Source organism: Echinicola sp. 20G, assembly GCF_015533855.1.
Lineage (GTDB): Bacteria > Bacteroidota > Bacteroidia > Cytophagales > Cyclobacteriaceae > Echinicola.
This window is the reverse complement of sequence record NZ_AP024154.1, coordinates 3,908,892-3,931,425: the sequence shown is the minus strand read 5'-3', so window position 1 is coordinate 3,931,425 and position 22,534 is coordinate 3,908,892. Positions and strand designations below refer to the sequence as shown.

Genomic DNA, 22,534 nt, shown 5'->3' with positions numbered 1-22,534 from the left:
CATTATACTTCTTTTTGCTTTATACTAAACTCGAAGAAATTCAGCTTAGCTAATTCTTCTCTCAATTGATCATAATGCCTGTCTTCCAATTGCTTCACAGGAAGCCTAAACTGTCCACAGTCTAGTCCGATCAATTTCATAATGGCTTTACCACAAGCAGCGCCACCGTACTTACCAAATAGGCTAATCATATCTATGGACTTTTGCTGTAAGTTCCTTGCCTTAATCATGTCCCCATTTTCAAAAGCATGTAGGATATCCAAATAAAGAGGAGCAGCATAATTGTAGGTACTTCCCACAGCTCCCCGTGCCCCCATTGCCAGACCGGCCAACATGGTCTCATCCCAACCCCAAAGAATATCATATTTACCATCTTGGTAACGCAAACAGCGATTAAATTCCATTAGGTCATGGTGGGTGTACTTTATTCCAGCAAAATTTGGTATTCTTCTACCTGCCTCATCCAGAAAGTCTAACATAGAAAATTCTACCTTAGTCAAAAGGGGAATATGGTAGAAATAAAAAGCCTGGTCAGGAGCGGCTGAAGCTATAGATTCAAAATAATCCACCAACTGCTCTACGGAGCTGGGTCTCATATAATAGGGGGCGGTTAAGGAAATACCATAAAACCCCAGCTGATTGGCTTTTTGAGCCAGCGAAATCGCTTCTCTTTGATTCGTTCCACCCAACATGGCCATCACCTTAAAGTGATTATCCGAAAATGGAGCCCAGGCTTCAAACAGTTTAAGCTTTTCCTCGAATGTAATTGCTGCTCCTTCACCGGTAGTACCTGCTATAAATGCTCCGCTGATATGATTTGCTTTCAGTGATCGTGCCAAATCAGGAATCATCGGCGTATTGACCTGTCCGTTTTGGTCAAACGGGGTAAAGGTTGCAGCTATAAGCCCTTTTATTTTATCGAATTTCATATGATTAAGTAGGGATTAAAGGAGGTTGCCTCAATCTTTCATCAAAACCCATGAGTTGTCACTGCATAGCATTTCGGAAAGCTCAATGCCCCAGAATTGTCAATTTCAAAGCTTAAGACAACCTCCGTTCAATTAATTCCCGTATCCGGGATTTTGTATAATTTTAGAATTGAGACTAATCGTGTTCAATGAAATTGGCCATAACAAGAGGTATTGCTGGTTCTCCCTGCCCTGTAAAGAGGGAACCAGTTCAAAGGCCTTGTCAAAACGCACCAAGTCCCACCATCTTTTTCCTTCAAAGGCCAATTCCAATAAACGCTCTTGTAAAATCGCTTCGTCATTGGCGGCTTGACCCAAATCCTCAAACCTGTTGGCTTCATAATTGTCACCATAGGCTCTTTCTCTAACTTGGTTTATCTCCTCAGAAGGGTCCTGTCCCAAAGCATTTTTTGCTTCTGCAATCATCAATAATAAATCTGCATACCGATAGAGCACCACATCATCCAAAAATCTTCTGCCCGAAGGGTCGACATACCCTCTAAATTTGGTCACGACATTGGCATAAGGTTCCATAGTCCCCCCTTCACTTGGAATGGTAATACTTAAGTAAGTTGCTTCTTTTCTTTGGTCATCCTCGCTGAAGGCAGCAGTTACGACGGCTGAAGGTCCCCAACGATTCAAGCCACCACCTTGGCCTATCTTGTTCAATACTTCTGGATCAGCCCCTGAGGGAATTTGGTCATCACGGATATACATATTTCCATTATAGTTTGTCCCGGATTCCAAATCCCTGAAATGCACCGCCATTAAAATCTCACTGTTTCCTTTGTTGTCATATCGGAAGATATCATCATAACTTTCTTGCAATACCAGTTCAGAAACTTCCGCCTCTTCTAATGCCTGTAATGCAATTTCCAGGTCGCTGATCCCCCCTTCCATTCTTTTGGCAGACCAAAGAAACACCTCGCCCTTGAGCGCATTGGTAGCAGGTTTTGACCAAGTAGCTTTACCTGCAGAAAGTGAATTATCTGGATACAGGGCAAGCGCACTATTTAAATCTTCCTTGATCTGAACAAATACATCCTCAACAGTAGCTCTTTCCCTAAAGGTAGTTTCTGCATCATAACCTTCAGTCGGCGTGATAACCAAAGGGACTCCTCCCCATGTTTTGGCCATGGTGAAATATATATAGGCCCTCATGGTGTAGGCTTCGGCCAACAGCTTGTTTTTGTCGTCTTCACTTGTAAAGGGAATTTCAGGAACATATTTGATAATAAGGTTCGCATCATGGACAATAGAGTACAATCTCAACCATTCCGGACCAGCATAATTGGGATCCAAGGTATTTTCAAAATACCTTTCTCTTCCTTCTGATGCCTGTAATCCATAGCTAAGGGTTCCACTTCTACTTTCTCCCCAAAGGAAAAGGTTATCTGCCGCCTGATCCCTGAAACGTACATACATCCCATTCAGGGCTCCATTAGCATTATCCTCTGAAGTCCAAAAGCCTGAGACTGTAATTTCACTGGTCGGTGTCAGCTCCAGGTTACTGGTACAGGAAGCAGTTACCATTGATAAACCAGCTCCAAACAACCCATACAATATGATATTTTTAATGCTTTTCATTGTTTTTTTATTTGGATTAGAAATTGACATTGATACCGAACAAGAAACTTCTAGGGATAGGATATCTTCCAGAGTCAGTTCCTCCTTCTTCAGGATTCAATCCAGTATATTGTGTGAAATAATACAAGTTCGTTCCTGTGAAATAGGTCCTGATATTGCCTATTTTCAGTTTTTCCGTCCAGCTTTTGGGCAGGTTGTAGCTGAGAGTAACTTCCCTTAGCGCCAGATAATCGCCCTTTTCGTCATAAAAAGTACTGCCTCTGAAAGAGTTGTTTTGGGAAAGTTGATCTGCCCAATAGTACTTTGGAATATCGGTCACATCCCCTTGGTTTTGCCAAGAAGTAGTAGTTTCTTCCAAAATCCCGATATCCCCTTGATATTGTCCATTAAACCTGGCCCTGCTCTCATGATAAATAGTATGTCCCAGGGCAAAATCTGCCCTTACTGTCAATGAAAGTCCTCTGTAATTGAAAGTATTGGTAAAGCCTCCTGTCCATTTTGGATATATATTTCCTGCATAGATCCTATCTCTGCTATCTATCGAATCATTTTGATCCAAGTCAGCCCAGTTGGTATCTCCACCAAACTTGCTCTTGTCAGTACCAGGTACCAATGCATCATAAGGTCCTTCGGCAGCCTCTTGGTCCGTAGCATAAATCCCAAGTTGCTGGTAAGCAAACAAATCACCTATTCGGCCACCTTCTTGCAATCCCCCCTTCCAAGTATATTGCCCCAACACGGGGTCATAGACCAAAACGCCACCAATTCTGTTATTTTCATTGCCATTCTCAGGAAGTTCTACTACTGTATTGATGTTATAGGAGGCATTGGCCGACAAGCTCCAGGCAAAGTCCTTATTTTGGATAACACCGGCGGACATTTCCACTTCCATCCCTTCATTCCTCAAAGAGCCTAGGTTAGTCAAAATACTGCTAAAGCCAGTGGACTGAGGTAACTCCAAATTGGTCAGCAAATTATCTGTCAATCGGTTATAATAATCGGCAATTACGGTGACGCGATCATTGAACAATCCCAAATCCAACCCGATGTCAAAGGTTCCTGAACGCTCCCATTTAAGGTCTTGGTTAGCCATTCTGTTATTTTGAATAGCCGCTTGGTCGTAATACCTGTTTCCTACAGAATAGAGACCTTGCGCATGAAAATCAGACAAATTGCCAATATTTCCATTTACCCCATAAGAACCTCTTAGTTTCAATGTGGAAAATTGTTCAGGCATATTAGTCCAGAAACTTTCCCTATGTAAATTCCAGCCTCCAGAAATGCCTGGGAAAAATCCCCAATAATTATTGGCTCCTAAATTAGAAGCACCATCATAGCGGGCAGTGAAAGAAAAGAGGTATTTCTTATCAAAATCATAATTTACCCTTCCAAAATATCCAATGATCACCTGCTGGGTCAATGAGCTGCTTACCGCAGTAGGTTCTGCCGAAGCATTGAGTGTGGGAATCAAATCTGAAGCGGCTCCCCTTCCTGCAGCACTGGCCACATAACTCTTGCGGTCATAAAAGGATCCTCCCAATTTGAACTGTAGATTATGTAAGCCGATCCTCTTTTGATAGCTGAACACCCCATCAAATTGCTTTTGCCAGTAGATAGAATTAGAGGCCGAGGCTTCCCGCGAATCGACAAATTGAGTTGGTGTATTATAAAATGATTTTTGAAAGCTGTTGCTTGAGGCCTGTACAAAGTATAGCGATGCCATTGGTTCAAAGGTAAAATCTTTGAAGATTTCCCAATTTGCCCCACCTGAAAGGGTCAATCTGTTGGTTACATTCAATGCATCTATCCTGTTCAAATGGTACAATGGATTCCCCATGCTCCTGTTTTGACCCGTTGCCAAAGTTCCATCCTCAAAATACAACTTGGTTGTAGGAGGTAGACCAAGGGCTCTTTGAAACAATTGATTTTCACTGTATACTTGATTGTTTGAGCTGGAAGTAAAATTCAGTCTGCCATACACCCCTAAGCGATCATTCACTTGAATATCTCCGTTCATTCGCGTTGTAAACCGCTTGAAGTCAGTATTGATTGCCACCCCTTCATTATCCAAGTAGCCCACACCAAGGTCAAATCGTGCTTTTTCTGATCCACCACTGACATTGATATAATGATTCTGACTTATCGCTGTTCTGAATAATACATCTTGCCAATCAGTTTCTGCGAAAATAATGGTTTTGGTAGGGTCTGCAGGATCTATCATTTGTTGCCAACCTTCATTGAGCTTGTATTCATTCTCAGGAGTAAGGTACTGTGTCGTAAAGGCTGTACTGTTCGACAAGTCATTTCCTACCCCAAACCCGTTGGCCAAATTCAAACGGAAGAGGTGTTCTGGATGCTTTTCAGCGGTAGCGAGGATTCCTTTCCTATTGAAATAAATATAGTCTTCTGCCGAAGCCATGTCATACCTGTTCCACATTTCTGAAGCACTGATATTATAGCGATAGGTCACCAAGGTTTTGCCCACTTTACCAGTTTTGGTTGTAATGATCACCACACCATTGGAACCTCTGGCACCATAAATAGCTGTGGCTGCTGCATCTTTCAGGACTTGAAGTGATTCAATATCGTCTGGGTTAATATCATTCATATTACTACGAATAACCCCATCTATAATGTAAAGTGGTTCTGCACCATTGGGATTGTTAATGGAGGTTCCTCCCCGAACAATTATTCTTGGAGCAGCACCAGGCTGACCTGTGGTAGTCTGCACCCTCACCCCAGAAACCGTACCTTGCAAAGCAGAGGCCGCATTGGCAAACGGGACATTTTCCAACACCTTCTTATCCAGCTTAGCCACAGATGAAGTTAAGGTCTCTCTGGACTGTTCCCCATATCCAATCACCACCACTTCATCCAACTGTTTGGAATCCGTTTCCAGACTTACATTCAAGGTACTCTCATTGCCTATGGTAATATTTTGAGTTTCATACCCTATATAACTAAATATAAGGACATCCTTTGGACTGGCCTGAATGGAAAAATCACCTTCAAGATCGGTAACTGTTCCTTTAACACTTCCTTCGATTAGGATATTTACTCCCGGGATTGTTTCGCCGGTATTGGCATCAGTCACTGTTCCTATTATGGTGCTTTCCTGAGCTGTCGCCTGCCCCACGAAAAGTACCAAGAACAGTATTAGCCACTTCTTGTTGTAGTTGTTCCAATACATATTATTTTGGTATTAGTGTGAATAAATGGTAATCGCTTTCATCCCTGATTTGACTTGACTGTACAGCTTATTGATTTGGGGATAGCTTACCTAACAAAGCTAGACAGGCGCTTTTTTAAACAGGGCCAATCTTGTTCGAAAATGGGTATTCAATCGTCCAGAGGGGTGAAAAATTGTCCAGAAAAAGGGATAAAATCGTACATTATGATTATAAATTGGAAAAGAGACTCCGAATTATACCTTGAAAAAATTAGTTTAGACAATCGAAATATTTAATCTCCTAAATCAAAAAGCCTGATCAATCAAAAGCTTAAATTCTGATGATGCTTAAGCAAACTGCAAGGATGTACAAGGTAATGGTCATACTCATATTGCTGATCGATTCAATTGGGCTAATGGCTCAGGGAACCGGACATCCCTTTTATAAATTCACCCATTACACCTCTCAAAATGGACTACCACAAAATTCTATTTTGGCCATCATGCAGGATGACCAAGGCTACCTATGGTTCGGAACGGATGATGGCTTGGCCAAATTCGACAGTTATCAATTTACAGTTTACAAACATCAATTTCAGCAGCAAAGCAGCCTTAGCAATAATGTTATCCGAGGATTGATACAAGACAAAAACGGTTACATCTGGATCAGTACTGAAGGAGGAGGAATCAATATTTTTGACCCAAGAACCAATGCTTTCGTTTCACTGCTCCAAAGTGGACTTGTCCCATCTCAAAAGACTGGAAAATTGATGGTCGATCACGACGGGACTATTTGGGTAAGCACACTTGCTGATGGTATCTACCAAATCAAAATCCCAAAAGGATTTACACCAAAAAATTTACTGGAGCTTACCAATAATCTTGGAGTCAAACAATTTACTACCTACAACTCCCAGCTCGCAGACAATAAAATATGGCAAGTATTTGAGGACAATCAACAACTTCTATGGATTGGTACGTATGATCATGGTGTTCAACAGTTTGATCCAAAAGAAAATGAATTTACAACTGTTGAACTGAATAACCAAGGAAGCATTATTCGCTCTGTTAAATCCTTTTTTCAGGATAGTAAAGGAAATTTTTGGCTGGGAACAGAAAACCATGGAGTGTTTAAACGATCTTCAAAAGACATAAAATTCCTTCCATTTCAGACAAGTTCAACTACTCTTAAAAAAGGAAATATCACAAGTTTTCTGGAGGATGGACAAGGTCATATTTGGATTGGAACCCTGGGAGCTGGCTTATATGTCTTTGAACTTGATACCAAAAAAATCTTTCATTATGACGAAAACCCATCTGATCCATACAGTTTAAATGGTCAATCTGTCTATAGCTTATTTGAGGATAGAGAAGAAAATATATGGATAGGCATGTACTCTGGAGAGGGATTGAACAAAATAAACCCTTCAGCCCAACATTTTGAGCACTATCGACCACAACCAGGAGAACAAGGGGGACTTTCGGGTAAAATGGTAAAATCCATTCTTATTGATCATGCACAGAATTTATGGGTTGGTATCTTCAATGGAGGGTTGGATGTTAAAAAAACCGGGAATGAGCGGTTCTCAAGCATTTCCTTTACACAAAAAGGAAAAAAGGAAAACTCATCCCTTAATGTTCAGGTTATCTATGAAGATAGGGAACAGAAAATTTGGATCGGAACTGATGGATCGGGATTATATCAATATTCTCCTTTAACAAAAGAAATAAAATTGTTTCAGCATGATTATACTAATCCCTATTCGTTAAGTAAAGATGAAGTTTGGGCTCTTGTCGAGGATAAGGAAGGCTTTTTATGGGTGGGAACAGCGAATGGAGGGGGTTTAAACCGATTTGATCCCCAAACGGGCCAATTCAAACATTACTTTCATCAATCCGATAATCAAAATACTCCAAGCTTTAATGATGTAAGGGCTTTATTGATTGATTCCAAAAACAGGCTATGGGTAGGCACATATGGAGGCGGATTAAACCTTTTTGATTTCAAAACAGAAAAATTCACCTACTTTCGGCATAACCCTAAAGATTCTTTAAGCATCAGTCATGATATTATCACTTCTATTTACGAAGATCAAAAAGGCAACCTTTGGGTAGGGACTTTTGGTGGAGGCTTAAATCAGATGAAAGTTGAAACCTATCAATTCATCCATTATAGGGAAAAAGATGGGCTTCCTAGCGATGTCATAAAAGCGATACTGGAAGATGACAGTGGACAGCTATGGATCAGTACAGTCAAGGGTCTTACTTCCTTTAATCCCCAGAAAGGAACATTTAAAAATTATTCCGTTGAAGATGGGCTTCAGTCCAATGAATTTAACCTGGGATCAGCTTTTAAAGCAAAAAGTGGAAAAATGTACTTTGGGGGCACCAATGGTTTCAATGCGTTTTTGCCAGATCAAATCAAACTTCCTATTGGTCCAGGTAAACCTACGCTAACCAAATTCAGGATCCATAACCAATTAGTCGAACCCGGGGATACGCTTGACAGCAAAGTAGTTTTACAAAAACACATAGGATTTACAAAGGAAGTAACACTAAGTCACCAGCTGAATAGCTTTGAATTTGAATTCAGTGCAATGAACTTCAATCATCCCGGAAAAAATCATTATGCCTACAAATTAGAAGGCTTTGATCAAAACTGGATGCATACTGATGCCAACAGGAGATATGCTTCCTATACCAATTTGGAAGCAGGTAATTATACCTTTCATGTCAAGAGCACTTCAGAAAATGGACTTTATGAATCCGAGGAAACCACATTAAATCTAACAGTCCTCCCCCCGTGGTACAAGAGCAACTTGGCTTATGTAGCTTATGGTATTTTACTAATATTGATCGCTTATATTGCCAAATCCATTATTACATTTCGAATTCGCTTAAAAAATGATTTGCGCTTCGAGCGGTTGGAACATCAAAAGCAAGAAGAGATCAATCAACTTAAACTAAGATTTTTCACCAATATTTCACATGAATTAAGGACACCTCTTATGTTGATCAAAGTTCCTCTGGAGCAATTATTGGGAAGGACAGACCTTTCCCAACAGGTTCTTTACCAATTGAATTCCATCCATAACAATGCTTCAAGGCTCTTGAGACTCATCAATCAGCTTTTGGAATTTAGAAAGCAAGAATCAGGGCATCTAAAATTGCAAGTTCAGGAAAACAACCTAAAAGCATTCCTGAATTCCATTTATCAATCATTTGATGGTATTGCCAAAAAGAAAAACATCGACTTTCAGCTAATAATGGACGACGAACTCCCAAAACAGCTTTGGTTTGATCTCGATCAAATGGAAAAAGTTTGCTATAACCTCTGTTACAATGCCTTCAAATTCACTCCAGACAATGGAAACATTAAGCTGAAAGCCCAGAATAGTACGCTTGAAATCAACGAAAAACATGTTGTTGGAATTAAAATCATCATAGAGGACAATGGGAAGGGTATTCCACCTGAACATCAGGACAGAATTTTTGAACGCTTTTTCCAAATTGAAGATTCAGAAAGAAATATTTCAGCAGGAACAGGTATAGGATTAGCTTTAAGTAAAAACATCATTGAACTCCACCATGGAAAGATTGACATGTCCAGCGTCCCCCACCATAAAACCGCCTTCACCATTTTTTTACGAAATGGTAAAGAACATTTCAATTCCCATGAGTTAAAGGGACAGCCTAATGACCCAAAAACCAATCACTTTTCTCCAGAACAAGAAATCAGTGCCATTGACCTTCACATGCTTTCATCCAATGAAAAGACGAATAAAAAGTTACCTGTAGACCCCAGTCTTCAAAACAAAAAATTACTTTTAGTTGAAGATAATGAGGAATTACTTTCCTTAATGAAAGGCATATTACAGCAGTACTTTCAAGTATTTGTGGCTACCAATGGGTCGCAGGGAATACAGAGGGCACTGGATGTCTCCCCAGACATCATCATATCAGATGTAATGATGCCTAAGATGGATGGAGTAGAAATGTGCAGTCTCATCAAAAAATCAATTGAGACCAGTCATATTCCCGTGATTTTACTGACAGCCAGAAATAGTTATGATTATCAGAGAGAAGGCTATGCTTCCGGCGCAGATGATTACCTAAGCAAACCATTTCCCTTGGATATTCTGATCGCAAAAATCAGAAACCTTTTATTGACCAGAGAGAAAATAAAATCAGCCTTTAGACAAAGAGCTGATCTCTCACCTGCGGAAATTGCCATAAGTCCTGCTGATGCTGATTTAATTAAAAAAGCCATTAAGGTTATTGAAAAACATATGGATAATGCAGATTTTGACATCACTACATTTGTCAAAGAAATGGGCATGAGCAGAACATTGCTTTTTTCCAAACTCAAAGCGGTAACAGATCATACTCCAAACGACTTTATCCAAACTATTAGGCTAAAAAGGGCAGCGCAACTCTTAATGCAAAGTCAATATAAAGTATCTGAAATCAGTTATATGGTAGGCTTTAACAACCCCAAGTATTTCAGCAAGTGCTTTCAGAAGCAGTTTGGAAGTAGCCCAAGTAGCTATTCAAAAAACAAATTGAATAGCCATTAGATAATTTATTATTCTACCATTATACTGTATCATAAAATAGACATATTCATCACTGACTTTTTATTTTAAATTATTCAATTATCCTTTTTGATTTGATGATGCTTCAAATCTCAAAAAGGAAGAAATCAAAAGTTCAGGAGTTGGGTCGTACTATGGATAAAAAAAAGCTTCCCAAAATAATTCGGGGAGCTTTTTTTATCCAATAGATTTGTTATTACCAAATCAATACTTCATCCGGCCTGTTTCTTTTGTTGGACCTGAACAGGCTGAAGACAGCCATAAACTCATGGGTGTTGCCCGGAAGCAAATAGCTTCCATTGGTAGGGAACTCATACACATAGCCCACCTTGAGCTTGTTCAGCAAAAAGCCCATCTGGAGGTTATTCGCATAATCAACACGGTGGCCGGCTCCCAGCCAGACCTTGTCCATCAGCAATGCCTTCAGGTTAAACTCCACATTGTTGGGTAGGTCTTCCTGGCCCCTGAAAAAGAAATTGCCGATCACCGCCAAATGGTCATTCAGGGCTTCCCTATACCCCGCCTGCACAATATAATTGACAGGCCTCCCTTCCATGAACTCGTCACCACTGGATATACGCCCCCCGTTTACCTGGTGCATCGCATAGGACAGGTAATACTTCTGGTGGGTCAGGGCAAGGCCCAGGTTAAAGTCCATGATCCGCATGTCGGAGAAGGACCCAATGTACTGACCCAGCAAATCATCCCCCTGCTGCTCAATGGTCATCGCGTTGCCGTCCAACTGCACAGTGGTATAGCTTACCCCTGCCCCCAGCCTAAGGTTGTGCTTTTCGGTAAGACGGATCCTGCTCGCATAGCCCAGGATCAGGCCGGTCTCCTTAAATGCCCCATAACTGTCGAACAACAGGTTCAGGCTGGCTGCATTCTTCCCCATCATGGCAGGGTCTTCCGTGCCTTTCATTTCTGCAAAATCCAGCTCGCCACTGAAAAACATCGTCCTTGGAGCACCTTCAAAGCCGCTCCACTGGTTTCTTACAAAGCCACGGATCGTACTGCCCTCATATCCCGTCAACCCCGGGTTGTAATAGCTTTGGAAGAAATCAAACTGGCTGATGTACTTCCTGCTCTGGCCTGTTGAGGTAAAAGGGACCAGAAATATTATTAGGCAGATATAAATAACTGTTCTTTTCATCTTGACATTGTTCTTGATGGTTAAATTCACTGTGCACTTTTTCGAACCGATCATCTTCTAAGCAGGTTTAAGGTTCCACGCCTTACCTTGTCGGTCTCACCTGTTTCCACCACCCAGAAATAAGACCCAGGTGCCAATTCCTTTCCGTTGAAGGTTCCGTCCCATCTGGTCTCTGGATCAGTGGTCAGGAAAACCCGTTTCCCGCTTCTTTCAAACACCATGATCCTTACCCCTGTATAGTACTTCAGCTCTTCAATGCCCCAGGTGTCGTTGGTACCATCCTGGTTTGGTGTAAACGTATTGTATATCTCGATTTCATCCAGTGATTTCCGCAGCCTGGTTATCGTGAAGGACTTCTCCAAAATATTTCCGTCGGCATCCATTACCTGGAGCACCACTGTAAACGATGTCCTTCCGGCAAGGGCTTCGTTGGAACTCCAGTACAGCGCACTGCCCGATAATAGGAAGTATTGGTTATCCCCTGCTCCAGGAACCAAATCAAGCATATGCACATCATCAACCGGATCAATGACTTCAAGGCCCCCTATTGCGATTTGAATGTTTTCTACCGAAGCTTCAAATTCAGTGTGGTCCAATAGAAGGTCCGTTGGTGCCGGTTTTGGCAACACCACGACATCCATATAAGGGCTCGGCGCATCCTCGGAAACACTGCTTGGCAGGACCAGTTCCCCATTGATGGTGTAGCTACCCCTGTTCCTCAGGTCAATACCAGTCCTGTCCCAGCGAACTGGAAGGTTGATCATTTCATCCTCCTCGGTACGTACCAAAACGGTTTCCGGCAAGATCACCTCATCATATGACACTCCCCAGGCTACTTCCACTGCAGCAGGTTCGTAGACCTCCTCGATCTTTCTGGCTTCAATGGTAAATTCACCGCCAGTGAACTGCATGAGGTAATTAGAGTTTGTGGACAGGCTTCCCTTATTGATCGGGTAAATGCCTACCTCCTCGCCCGGAGACCTGTCAAGATTTCCTTCCATTACTTCCATACCATCACCGTTCACAAGACCACTGACAACATAGGTCAATGCAGGATCAGCAGTTCCGAAAACCTTGGACTTGTCATCGGCCGTTACCGTCAGCGTGGCCTGTGTGATCTCAAAATTCCCCGCAGTATAGCTGATCGTATAGTTATCAGAGCTGTAGCCTGTTGCAGTAATAGCATAGTTGCCTACATCTTCACCTGTGGTTCTTACAATAGCCAATGTTCCACCTAGAGCAGCCTCATCATCACCGTTTTCAAAACCAGAGTAACTCACTGTTAAACTTGGATCAACTGATCCATAGACCTTATTCTTGTCATCTGCCGTTACCGTAAGCGTGGCTTTGGTAACCTCAAAGTTCCCTGTAGTATAGCTGATCGTGTAGTTATCAGAGGTATAGCCAGAGGCCGTGATCGCATAGTTGCCCACATCTTCACCTGTGGTTCTTACAATAGCCAGGGTTCCATCTAGAGCAATCTGATCATCACCATTTACAAAACCGGAGTAGCTGACCGTTAAACTTGGATCAGCTGATCCATAGACCTTATTCTTGTCATCTGCCGTTACCGTAAGCGTGGCTTTGGTAACCTCAAAGTTGCCTGTAGTATAGCTGATCGTATAGTTATCCGAGGTATAGCCGGACGCCGTGATCGCATAGTTGCCTACATCTTCACCTGTTGATCGGCTAATAGCCAGTGTTCCCCCCAAAGCAGTTTCATCATCACCGTTTTCAAAACCGGAGTAGCTGACCGTTAAACTTGGATCAACTGATCCATATACCTTGGATTTATCATCCGCCAATACCGTCAAGGTTGCTTTGGTAATCTCGAAGTCCCCTGCGGTATAGTTGATCGAGTAGTTATCAGAGGTATAGCCGGACGCCGTGATCGCATAGTTGCCTACATCTTCACCTGTTGCTCGGATTATAGCCAATGTTCCGCCCAAGGCAGTTTCATCATCACCGTTTCCAAAACCTGTATAGTTGACCGTTAGACTTGGATCAACTGATCCATATACCTTGGATTTATCATCCGCCAATACCGTCAAGGTTGCTTTGGTAATCTCGAAGTTCCCCCCGGTATAGTTGATCGTATAGTTATCAGAGGTATAGCCTGATGCCGTAATTGTATAGTTGCCCACATCTTCACCTGTGGTTCTTACAATAGCCAGGGTTCCACCTAGAGCAGCCTCATCATCACCGTTTTCAAAACCAGAGTAGCTGACCGTCAATACAGGATCAGTTGATCCATAGACCTTATTCTTATCATCGGCTGCTACCATTAATGTGGCTTTGGTAACCTCAAAGTTCCCCGCAGTGTAGTTGATCGTATAGTTATCAGAGGTATAGCCTGATGCCGTAATTGTATAGTTGCCCACATCTTCACCTGTGGTTCTTACAATAGCCAGGGTTCCGCCCAAAGCAGCCTCATCATCGCCGTTCACAAAACCGGAGTAGCTCACTGTTAAACTTGGATCAACTGATCCATAGACCTTGGATTTATCATCTGCCGTTACCGTAAGCGTGGCCTTGGTAATCTCAAAGTTCCCCGAGGTATAGTTGATCGTATAGTTATCAGAGGTATAGCCTGTTGCAGTAATAGCATAGTTGCCTACATCTTCACCTGTGGTTCTGCTAATAGCCAGGGTTCCACCTAGAGCAGCCTCATCATCGCCATTTTCAAAACCAGAGTAACTCACTGTTAAACTTGGATCAACTGATCCATAGACCTTATTCTTGTCATCTGCCGTTACCGTAAGCGTGGCTTTGGTAATCTCAAAGTTCCCCGCGGTATAGTTGATCGTATAGTTATCAGAGGTATAGCCTGATGCCGTAATTGTATAGTTGCCCACATCTTCACCTGTTGCTCGGCTAACAGCCAGGGTTCCACCTAGAGCAGTTTCATCATCACCGTTTTCAAAACCGGAGTAGCTGACCGTCAATACCGGATCAGTTGATCCATAGACCTTATTCTTGTCATCTGCCGTTACCGTAAGCGTGGCTTTGGTGATCTCAAGGTTGCCTGTAGTATAGCTGATCGTATAGTTATCCGAGGTATAGCCGGACGCCGTGATCGCATAGTTGCCTACATCTTCACCTGTTGATCGGCTAATAGCCAGTGTTCCACCCAAAGCAGTTTCATCATCACCGTTTTCAAAACCGGAGTAGCTGACCGTCAATACCGGATCAGTTGATCCATAGACCTTATTCTTGTCATCTGCCGTTACCATCAGCGTGGCCTTGGTAATCTCAAAGTTCCCCCCGGTATAGTTGATCGTATAGTTATCCGAGGTATAGCCGGACGCCGTGATCGCATAGTTGCCTACATCTTCACCTGTTGATCGGCTAATAGCCAGTGTTCCACCCAAAGCAGTTTCATCATCACCATTCACAAAGCCAGAATAACTCACTATTAAACTTGGATCAGTATCTCCGTAGACTTTGGATTGATCATCAGCAGTAACAGTTAAGGCTGCTTGAGTAATTGCAAAGCTGCCATCCATATAGCTGATCGTATAGTTAGATGACTTATAACCGGAAGCAATAATTGCATAAGTGCCCACATCCTCTCCGGCTGCACGGCTTATATCTAAGGTACCGCCCAATGCCGTCTCATCATCACCATTCACAAAGCCAGAATAACTCACTGTTAAACTTGGATCAGCTGATCCATACACCTTCGATTTATCATCCGCCGTTACCGTAAGCGTGGCCTTGGTTATCTCAAAGTTCCCCGCGATATAGCTGATCGTATAGTTATCAGAGGTATAGCCTGAGGTAGTAATTGCATAGTTGCCCACATTTTCACCTGTGGTTCTTACAATATCAAGTGTACCACCTAGAGCAGCCTTATCATCACCGTTTTCAAAACCGGAGTAGCTGACCGTCAATACCGGATCAGCTGATCCATAGACCTTGGATTTATCATCCGCCGTTACCGTCAAGGTTGCTTTGGTAATCTCGAAGTCCCCTGCGGTATAGCTGATCGTATAGTTATCAGAAGTATAACCTGTTGCAGTAATCGTATAGTTGCCTACATTCTCGCCGGTAGCTCGGCTTATAGCCAGGGTTCCACCCAAAGCAGATTCATCATCACCGTTTTCAAAACCAGAGTAACTCACTGTTAAACTTGGGTCAACTGATCCGTAAACTTTCGATTTATCTTCTGCCGTTACCGTAAGCGTGGCCTTGGTAACCTCAAAGTTCCCTGCGGTATAGCTGATCGTATAGTTATCAGAGCTATAACCTGATGCAGTGATTGCATAGTTGCCTACATCCTCGCCTGTGGTTCTGCTAATAGCCAGGGTTCCACCTAGAGCAGTTTCATCATCGCCATTTTCGAAACCAGAGTAACTCACTGTTAAACTTGGATCAACTGATCCATAGACCTTCGATTTATCATCCGCCGTTACCGTAAGCGTGGCCTTGGTAATCTCAAAGTTCCCCGCGGTATAGTTGATCGTATAGTTATCAGAGGTATATCCTGTTGCAGTAATAGCATAGTTGCCTACATTCTCGCCGGTAGCTCGGCTTATAGCCAGGGTTCCACCCAAAGCAGATTCATCATCACCGTTTTCAAAACCAGAGTAACTCACTGTTAAACTTGGGTCAACTGATCCGTAAACTTTCGATTTATCTTCTGCCGTTACCGTAAGCGTGGCCTTGGTAACCTCAAAGTTCCCTGCGGTATAGCTGATCGTATAGTTATCAGAGCTATAACCTGATGCAGTGATTGCATAGTTGCCTACATCCTCGCCTGTGGTTCTGCTAATAGCCAGGGTTCCACCTAGAGCAGTTTCATCATCGCCATTTTCGAAACCAGAGTAACTCACTGTTAAACTTGGATCAACTGATCCATAGACCTTCGATTTATCATCCGCCGTTACCGTAAGCGTGGCCTTGGTAATCTCAAAGTTCCCCGCGGTATAGTTGATCGTATAGTTATCAGAGGTATATCCTGTTGCAGTAATAGCATAGTTGCCTACATCTTCACCTGTCGTTCTGCTAATAGCCAGGGTTCCACCCAAGGCAGCCTTATCGTCACCGTTTTTAAAACCTGTATAGCTGACCGTCAATACCGGATCGGTTGCTCCATAGACCTTGGATTTATCATCCGCCAATACCGTCAAGGTTGCTTTGGTAATCTCAAAATCCCCTGCGGTATAGCTGATCGTATAGTTATCGGAAGTATAGCCTGATGCCGTGATCACATAGTTGCCTACATCTTCACCTGTCGTTCTGCTAATAGCCAGGGTTCCACCCAAGGCAGCCTTATCGTCACCGTTTTTAAAACCTGTATAGCTGACCGTCAATACCGGATCGGTTGCTCCATAGACCTTGGATTTATCATCCGCCAATACCGTCAAGGTTGCTTTGGTAATCTCAAAATCCCCTGCGGTATAGCTGATCGTATAGTTATTGGAAGTATAGCCTGATGCCGTGATCACATAGTTGCCTACATCTTCACCTGTGGCTCTGCTAATAGCCAGGGTTCCACCCAAGGCAGCCTTATCATCACCGTTTTTAAAACCTGTATAGCTGACCGTCAATAACGGATCAGTTGACCCGTAAACTTTCGATTTATCTTCTGCCGTTACCATCAGCGTGGCTTTGGTTATTTCAAAGTTCCCTGTAGTATAGCTGATCGTGTAGTTATCCGAGGTATAGCCTGATGCCGTGATCACATAGTTGCCTACATCTTCACCTGTGGCTCTGCTAATAGCCAGGGTTCCACCCAAGGCAGCCTTATCATCACCGTTTTTAAAACCTGTATAGCTGACCGTCAATAACGGATCAGTTGACCCGTAAACTTTCGATTTATCTTCTGCCGTTACCATCAGCGTGGCTTTGGTTATTTCAAAGTTCCCTGTAGTATAGCTGATCGTGTAGTTATCCGAGGTATAGCCTGATGCCGTGATCACATAGTTGCCTACATCTTCACCTGTGGCTCTGCTAATAGCCAGGGTTCCACCCAAGGCAGCCTTATCATCACCGTTTTTAAAACCTGTATAGCTGACCGTCAATAACGGATCAGTTGACCCGTAAACTTTCGATTTATCTTCTGCCGTTACCATCAGCGTGGCTTTGGTTATTTCAAAGTTCCCTGTAGTATAGCTGATCGTGTAGTTATCCGAGGTATAGCCTGATGCCGTGATCACATAGTTGCCTACATCTTCACCTGTGGCTCTGCTAATAGCCAGGGTTCCACCCAAGGCAGCCTTATCATCACCGTTTTTAAAACCTGTATAGCTGACCGTCAATAACGGATCAGTTGACCCGTAAACTTTCGATTTATCTTCTGCCGTTACCATCAGCGTGGCTTTGGTTATTTCAAAGTTCCCTGTAGTATAGCTGATCGTGTAGTTATCCGAGGTATAGCCTGATGCCGTGATCACATAGTTGCCTACATCTTCACCTGTGGCTCTGCTAATAGCCAGGGTTCCACCCAAGGCAGCCTTATCATCACCGTTTTTAAAACCTGTATAGCTGACCGTCAATAACGGATCAGTTGACCCGTAAACTTTCGATTTATCTTCTGCCGTTACCATCAGCGTGGCTTTGGTTATTTCAAAGTTCCCTGTAGTATAGCTGATCGTGTAGTTATCCGAGGTATAGCCTGATGCCGTGATCACATAGTTGCCTACATCTTCACCTGTTGCTCGGCTAACAGCCAGGGTTCCACCTAGAGCAGTTTCATCATCGCCATTTTCGAAACCAGAATAGCTGACCTTCAATACCGGATCGGTTGATCCATAGACCTTGGATTTATCATCCGCCGTTACCGTCAAGGTTGCTTTACCAACTGTCAAAGTCTGTACTACAGGAGCAGCCGCATTGGTCAGCCCATCACCTGATTGCGTGGCAGTGATTTGTGTATTTCCTGCCTTTAGAATAGTAGCTTGGTTGCCTGTAATGCTGACCACATTTGGATCTGTTGCCGTATAGGTTACTGTTAAGCCTTGATCAGTTTGGGCATTCCCCAAGGTAAATGATGCTCCTCCGTATGTTTTGTTTGCTATGCTTGGAAAAGTAATGGCTTGGTCAATCTTGACAGGGCCTTCAAAATCACTTTCGACAGCTGTTCCAGCATCAGTTCCATCACTAGGGGTAACCTCAAAGCTGATATATTTCCCCTGGTCAACAGCCTGCAAAGTATATTGCTTTTCAGTTGCCCCAGAAATAGCCACTTTTCCAGAACCTGTATTATCCTCAGCCCTGTACCATTTGTAAGTAGAACCACTTTCCGGGTCACTTTCAAGGTCTGAATAGCTATAGTTACCTGTTAATTGCTTTGCAACTGATAAACTACCAGAAATTGAAGGGGAAGATGCTGTCGGAGCATTATTTACTCTTGCCGTTAATTGATTACTATTAGCTGTGCTTAATCCACCTGATGATGCTTGAAGGTTAAATGTCTCATCACTTGTCCCTGATGCAATATAGGTCAACTGCATCCCTATAAAAGTGGCTATTCCAGACGAAGGTGTAATACTGATTGTTGCAGCATTCCCATCTGTGTCCGAAGTTGCTGACATTGATGCGGAACCAGCTCCGTTTACCTCAGCCAAAATGATACTTGTCGAATAACCAGTATCAACTATACCATTAGAATCAACAGCTTTGACAACAGGAACTGTCGTTAGGGAGGTTGATTTACCATTATCAACACTTAAAGGAGCTGGTTGTGTTGCATAAATCAATTTGGAGGCCACAACATCTGAAGTCAAAACATTTGAACCTACTACAGAAAGGTTGGTTCCGACCCCATCCTGATCATTCGCACTAATGCCAAAAGTTTCCTGATCTACTGTTGCTGAATAGCCTACATTTGAAAATACTGCAACTCCATTCACCGCATTTACAGTTGTTGTTCCTGTTAAGGAACCGGCACTTGCTTCGGTCAAGGTGATGGTTTCAGAAAAATCACTATCAATGTTTCCATAAGCATCCCGAGCTGAAACTGTTGGCTGGGTAGTCAGTGCCTGTCCAGAAATAGACCCTGCAGGTTGAGTACTGAATACCAATTGACTAGCTACAATATCAATAGCACTTCCAGAACCATTTGAAACGACTGAAGTAGTTCCCATTTGGGTACCAGTACTTCCTACACTCAAATCAGTATCTCCATCAATGCTTAGAATGACTGTCTGATCTTCAATAATGCCTGTATTATCATTAAAGTAAGCATTAACAGTATACGTTTCACTTGTACCATTTGCTACAGATATGGAAAGTCCACTAAAGATAATCTTATCGGTTGTCGGATTATAAACACCGATAGCATTAGAAGCATCATTGCCATCGAGTCGGAAAGTAATTTTACTTCTTCCCAAATCATTACTTGTCCCAGAAACATTTATAGCAATTTGAGAAACAGTCAATGGCAAACCATCTGCACTTCCTCCATCAGAAATGTTAAAATCAAATATATCAATTGCTTCAGCTTGGGTATCAATTAAAGAACTGATGTCAACTGGTTCTGATACAGTTCCAGCATCTGTCAAATTCCCATCGGAATCAGGTGCATTCGTAGTAAAGTCAATTTTCACGGTGCTACCCAAATTAGGAATCCCATCCTCAGACATTACCCACAGGTCATAAGAAGTATTGGGAGACAGTCCAGATATCCCTATATTCCCTGTTGTACCTGAAGTGGTAAAGTTTCCACTAAATGGAGCTGGTGACCCAAAGCGATCTGTCCCGTTTCTTATATGTATAGCAAAAGGAGCGGTGGCGCCATCAGAGAGAACAACATAATAGACTTTTCCTTCTTCATTCAGATCAACTGAAAGATTCGCCGAAGATATGGTTATACTACTCAGGGAAGGAGTACTGTTTTCATAACTCGGGGCCACATTATCCACAACAGTGATGGAGAAAACACTTTGGTATGTACCTCCATTGCCATCGTCGGTCTGAACCCTGACAGAATAATTACCAGGAGATAAAATGGCTGTATTATTAGCTCTCAGTGCATTACCATTAATATTGAAACTACCATTATTTGAGTCTCCGGTCCCTGAAACCAAACTGTAGCTATGGGAATCACTAATATCAGCATCTGTCGTGCTTAAGGTACCGACGGTTGCATTGTTACCGGCACTTTGATTTACTGAACTTGAACTTAATAAAATCCCAGTAGGTGTAGAATTGGTAACAGGGTCTTCGAAATCTATATCATCCAACCCTACATAATAATATGCTAATGATGGTGACTTGGTCTGTATCCTTATATGGTCGACATTTCCCCAACCAGAACCTGTAAAGGTAAATCTACCGGCTGTACTCATCCCACTGCTGTTCTTTGCATAAGTAATTGTAGTGCTACCTGAACCATAGTTTCCTGAAGCCAACATGTTGACATCAGTTGAAGCTTTTTGTACTCCATTATTATAACCGATAATGGTGTATTCAGTAGCATAACCACCCCCAGAATTGGAATATGTTTCTATTAGAAAAGATGAAATTTTAAAATCCCTTGAATTGTCTATTGAGAAAAATTCTGCGTAACCCGGTGATTCTTGATTATTATTTCCTATCATAATTCCCTTACCGGAAAAATCCGTACTTGGAGTAATTCCACTGACATCATCAACCATTACATAACGGTCTGAACTAGGTCCACCTGTGTATCTAATTCCATCTATATCAATAGGACCTGATCCTGTTACATTTCCATTTGAATTAAAATTTTGATCTGCTGGAGTACCTGATGCCATGGTAGTAGTAAAACTCACCATTGTCCCATAGGCAGTTCCAGCTGAATTGGTGGCGTAGGCCCTGAAATAATAGTTCGTACCACTGCTTAGACCAAAAATTGTTTTACCAAAACTACCGGTACCTGAACCATTTGTATCCTTAATCACACCTGACTCCCCTATTTCAGGAGAATTATCTGATGAGGAATACACAACACCTTTTTCTGTTACACTTGCTCCGCCGTCACTACTTACATTTCCTCCCATAAATGCTGTATTTTCAGTAATGCCAGTTATTGATGAAGTTGTTATAGAAGGGACAACAACAGAAGGTCCATCAGGGGTAACGGTAAAGGAAGTTGTCGGTCTTGAATAGGGCGTAGCATCATTATGCATCCAGTTTGATCGATTATTAATATACTCCATCATTTGAGTACGGGTACCGGAATTTGGCCCTATATAAATTGAATTATCCTTTTCAGGATCTGTATCTACATCATAAAACAATGAAATGGCATTTACCCCATTGGTAAGGCCTGTTGGAATCCTAGAACCCTGCGCACCCGTTACCCGAGAGTCAGCACCTGAATCTTCTTCTAGCCAATGAGTAACATCATCGTTTCCATAACCATATGTGTCAAGCGCTCCTCCATCATCATTGGTCAACCCTGTGATAAAGGTAGGACTTGCTTTCGTACCTTGATATACAATCACCTGGTCTCCCCCTACAAAACTAAATCCGACAGCCGCAAAGGTATCGACAATTGTACTACTTGAATTTATGCGTAAAGACAATTCATTAGAAATGTCTTCATCCAAGTGGAAAACTGTTCCAGCTGGATAAGCGGAGGATAAAGTAATGGCTACATGGGGTTCTGTATTTTCCTGCCACTTCAGCGTACTTCCCCGCCACCCCTGTTCTGTAACTGTAAAAGTGGTTCCAGAACTCAAGGGCACTAAATTGATGATACTATACCCGTCAACTCCATCAGTATTGATTCGGATTACCCCAATATCACCGGCTGATAAGGTGGTTTGGGAAAAGGAGGAAAATAGTGCTCCTAAAAAAAAGATAATGACCAAAAAGAACTTTTGACTAAAGTTGCCCATTTTATTGGGCGTAGGATAAAGGTAACGGATCAAATCTTTGACCCATATTGGAACCAGGGACTCTCCCTGTCCATTACGGTAAAATTTGTACATAGTAGAGGTATTAGTTGTTGGTTACGTGTGATTTAAAAAAATCATCGCGCAATAATACCTAATCCAAATGGTATTTAGAAAAAAAATGAAGTGCGTTTATACATAAATAAATGGCACTTTTGTCCAAATGTACAAACTAAAAACATAAAGAACGTTTT

At 42.4% G+C, this 22,534-nt stretch carries 6 protein-coding genes; 1 reads left to right on the top strand and 5 read right to left on the bottom strand.

Translation table 11 applies throughout. The features are described from left to right. Window positions 1–2: 2 nt before the first annotated feature. The 3 genes from JL001_RS15955 to JL001_RS15945 all read right to left on the bottom strand — a co-directional run bounded on the left by JL001_RS15955 (window position 3) and on the right by JL001_RS15945 (window position 5,745). Entirely contained in the window at window positions 3–929 is a 927-nt protein-coding gene (locus tag JL001_RS15955; protein WP_200977847.1) for a dihydrodipicolinate synthase family protein, read from the bottom strand. Window positions 930–1,061: 132 nt separating this feature from the next. Continuing rightward, on the bottom strand, window positions 1,062–2,555 hold the full coding sequence (locus tag JL001_RS15950) for a RagB/SusD family nutrient uptake outer membrane protein (protein WP_200977845.1): 1,494 nt from the start codon (window positions 2,553–2,555) through the stop codon (window positions 1,062–1,064). A 16-nt stretch (window positions 2,556–2,571) separates the two neighbouring features. After that, a complete protein-coding gene (locus JL001_RS15945) occupies window positions 2,572–5,745 on the bottom strand; it encodes a TonB-dependent receptor (RefSeq protein WP_200977844.1) in 3,174 nt (1,057 codons plus the stop codon). Between the two features lie 320 nt (window positions 5,746–6,065). Here JL001_RS15945 and JL001_RS15940 point away from each other — a divergent pair, with 320 nt between their 5' ends. Further along, window positions 6,066–10,301: a hybrid sensor histidine kinase/response regulator transcription factor gene (locus JL001_RS15940; RefSeq protein ID WP_236252848.1), complete on the top strand. Its 4,236-nt coding sequence runs from the start codon at window positions 6,066–6,068 to the stop codon at window positions 10,299–10,301. 214 nt (window positions 10,302–10,515) lie between these two features. Here the strand turns inward: JL001_RS15940 and JL001_RS15935 are convergent, their stop codons facing one another. Together JL001_RS15935 and JL001_RS15930 are read right to left on the bottom strand one after the other, a co-directional pair. Next, complete coding sequence (locus JL001_RS15935; RefSeq protein ID WP_200977842.1) at window positions 10,516–11,472, bottom strand: type IX secretion system membrane protein PorP/SprF; 957 nt, start codon at window positions 11,470–11,472, stop codon at window positions 10,516–10,518. A 50-nt stretch (window positions 11,473–11,522) separates the two neighbouring features. Beyond that, entirely contained in the window at window positions 11,523–22,376 is a 10,854-nt protein-coding gene (locus tag JL001_RS15930; RefSeq protein WP_200977840.1) for an MBG domain-containing protein, read from the bottom strand. Window positions 22,377–22,534 lie beyond the last annotated feature (158 nt).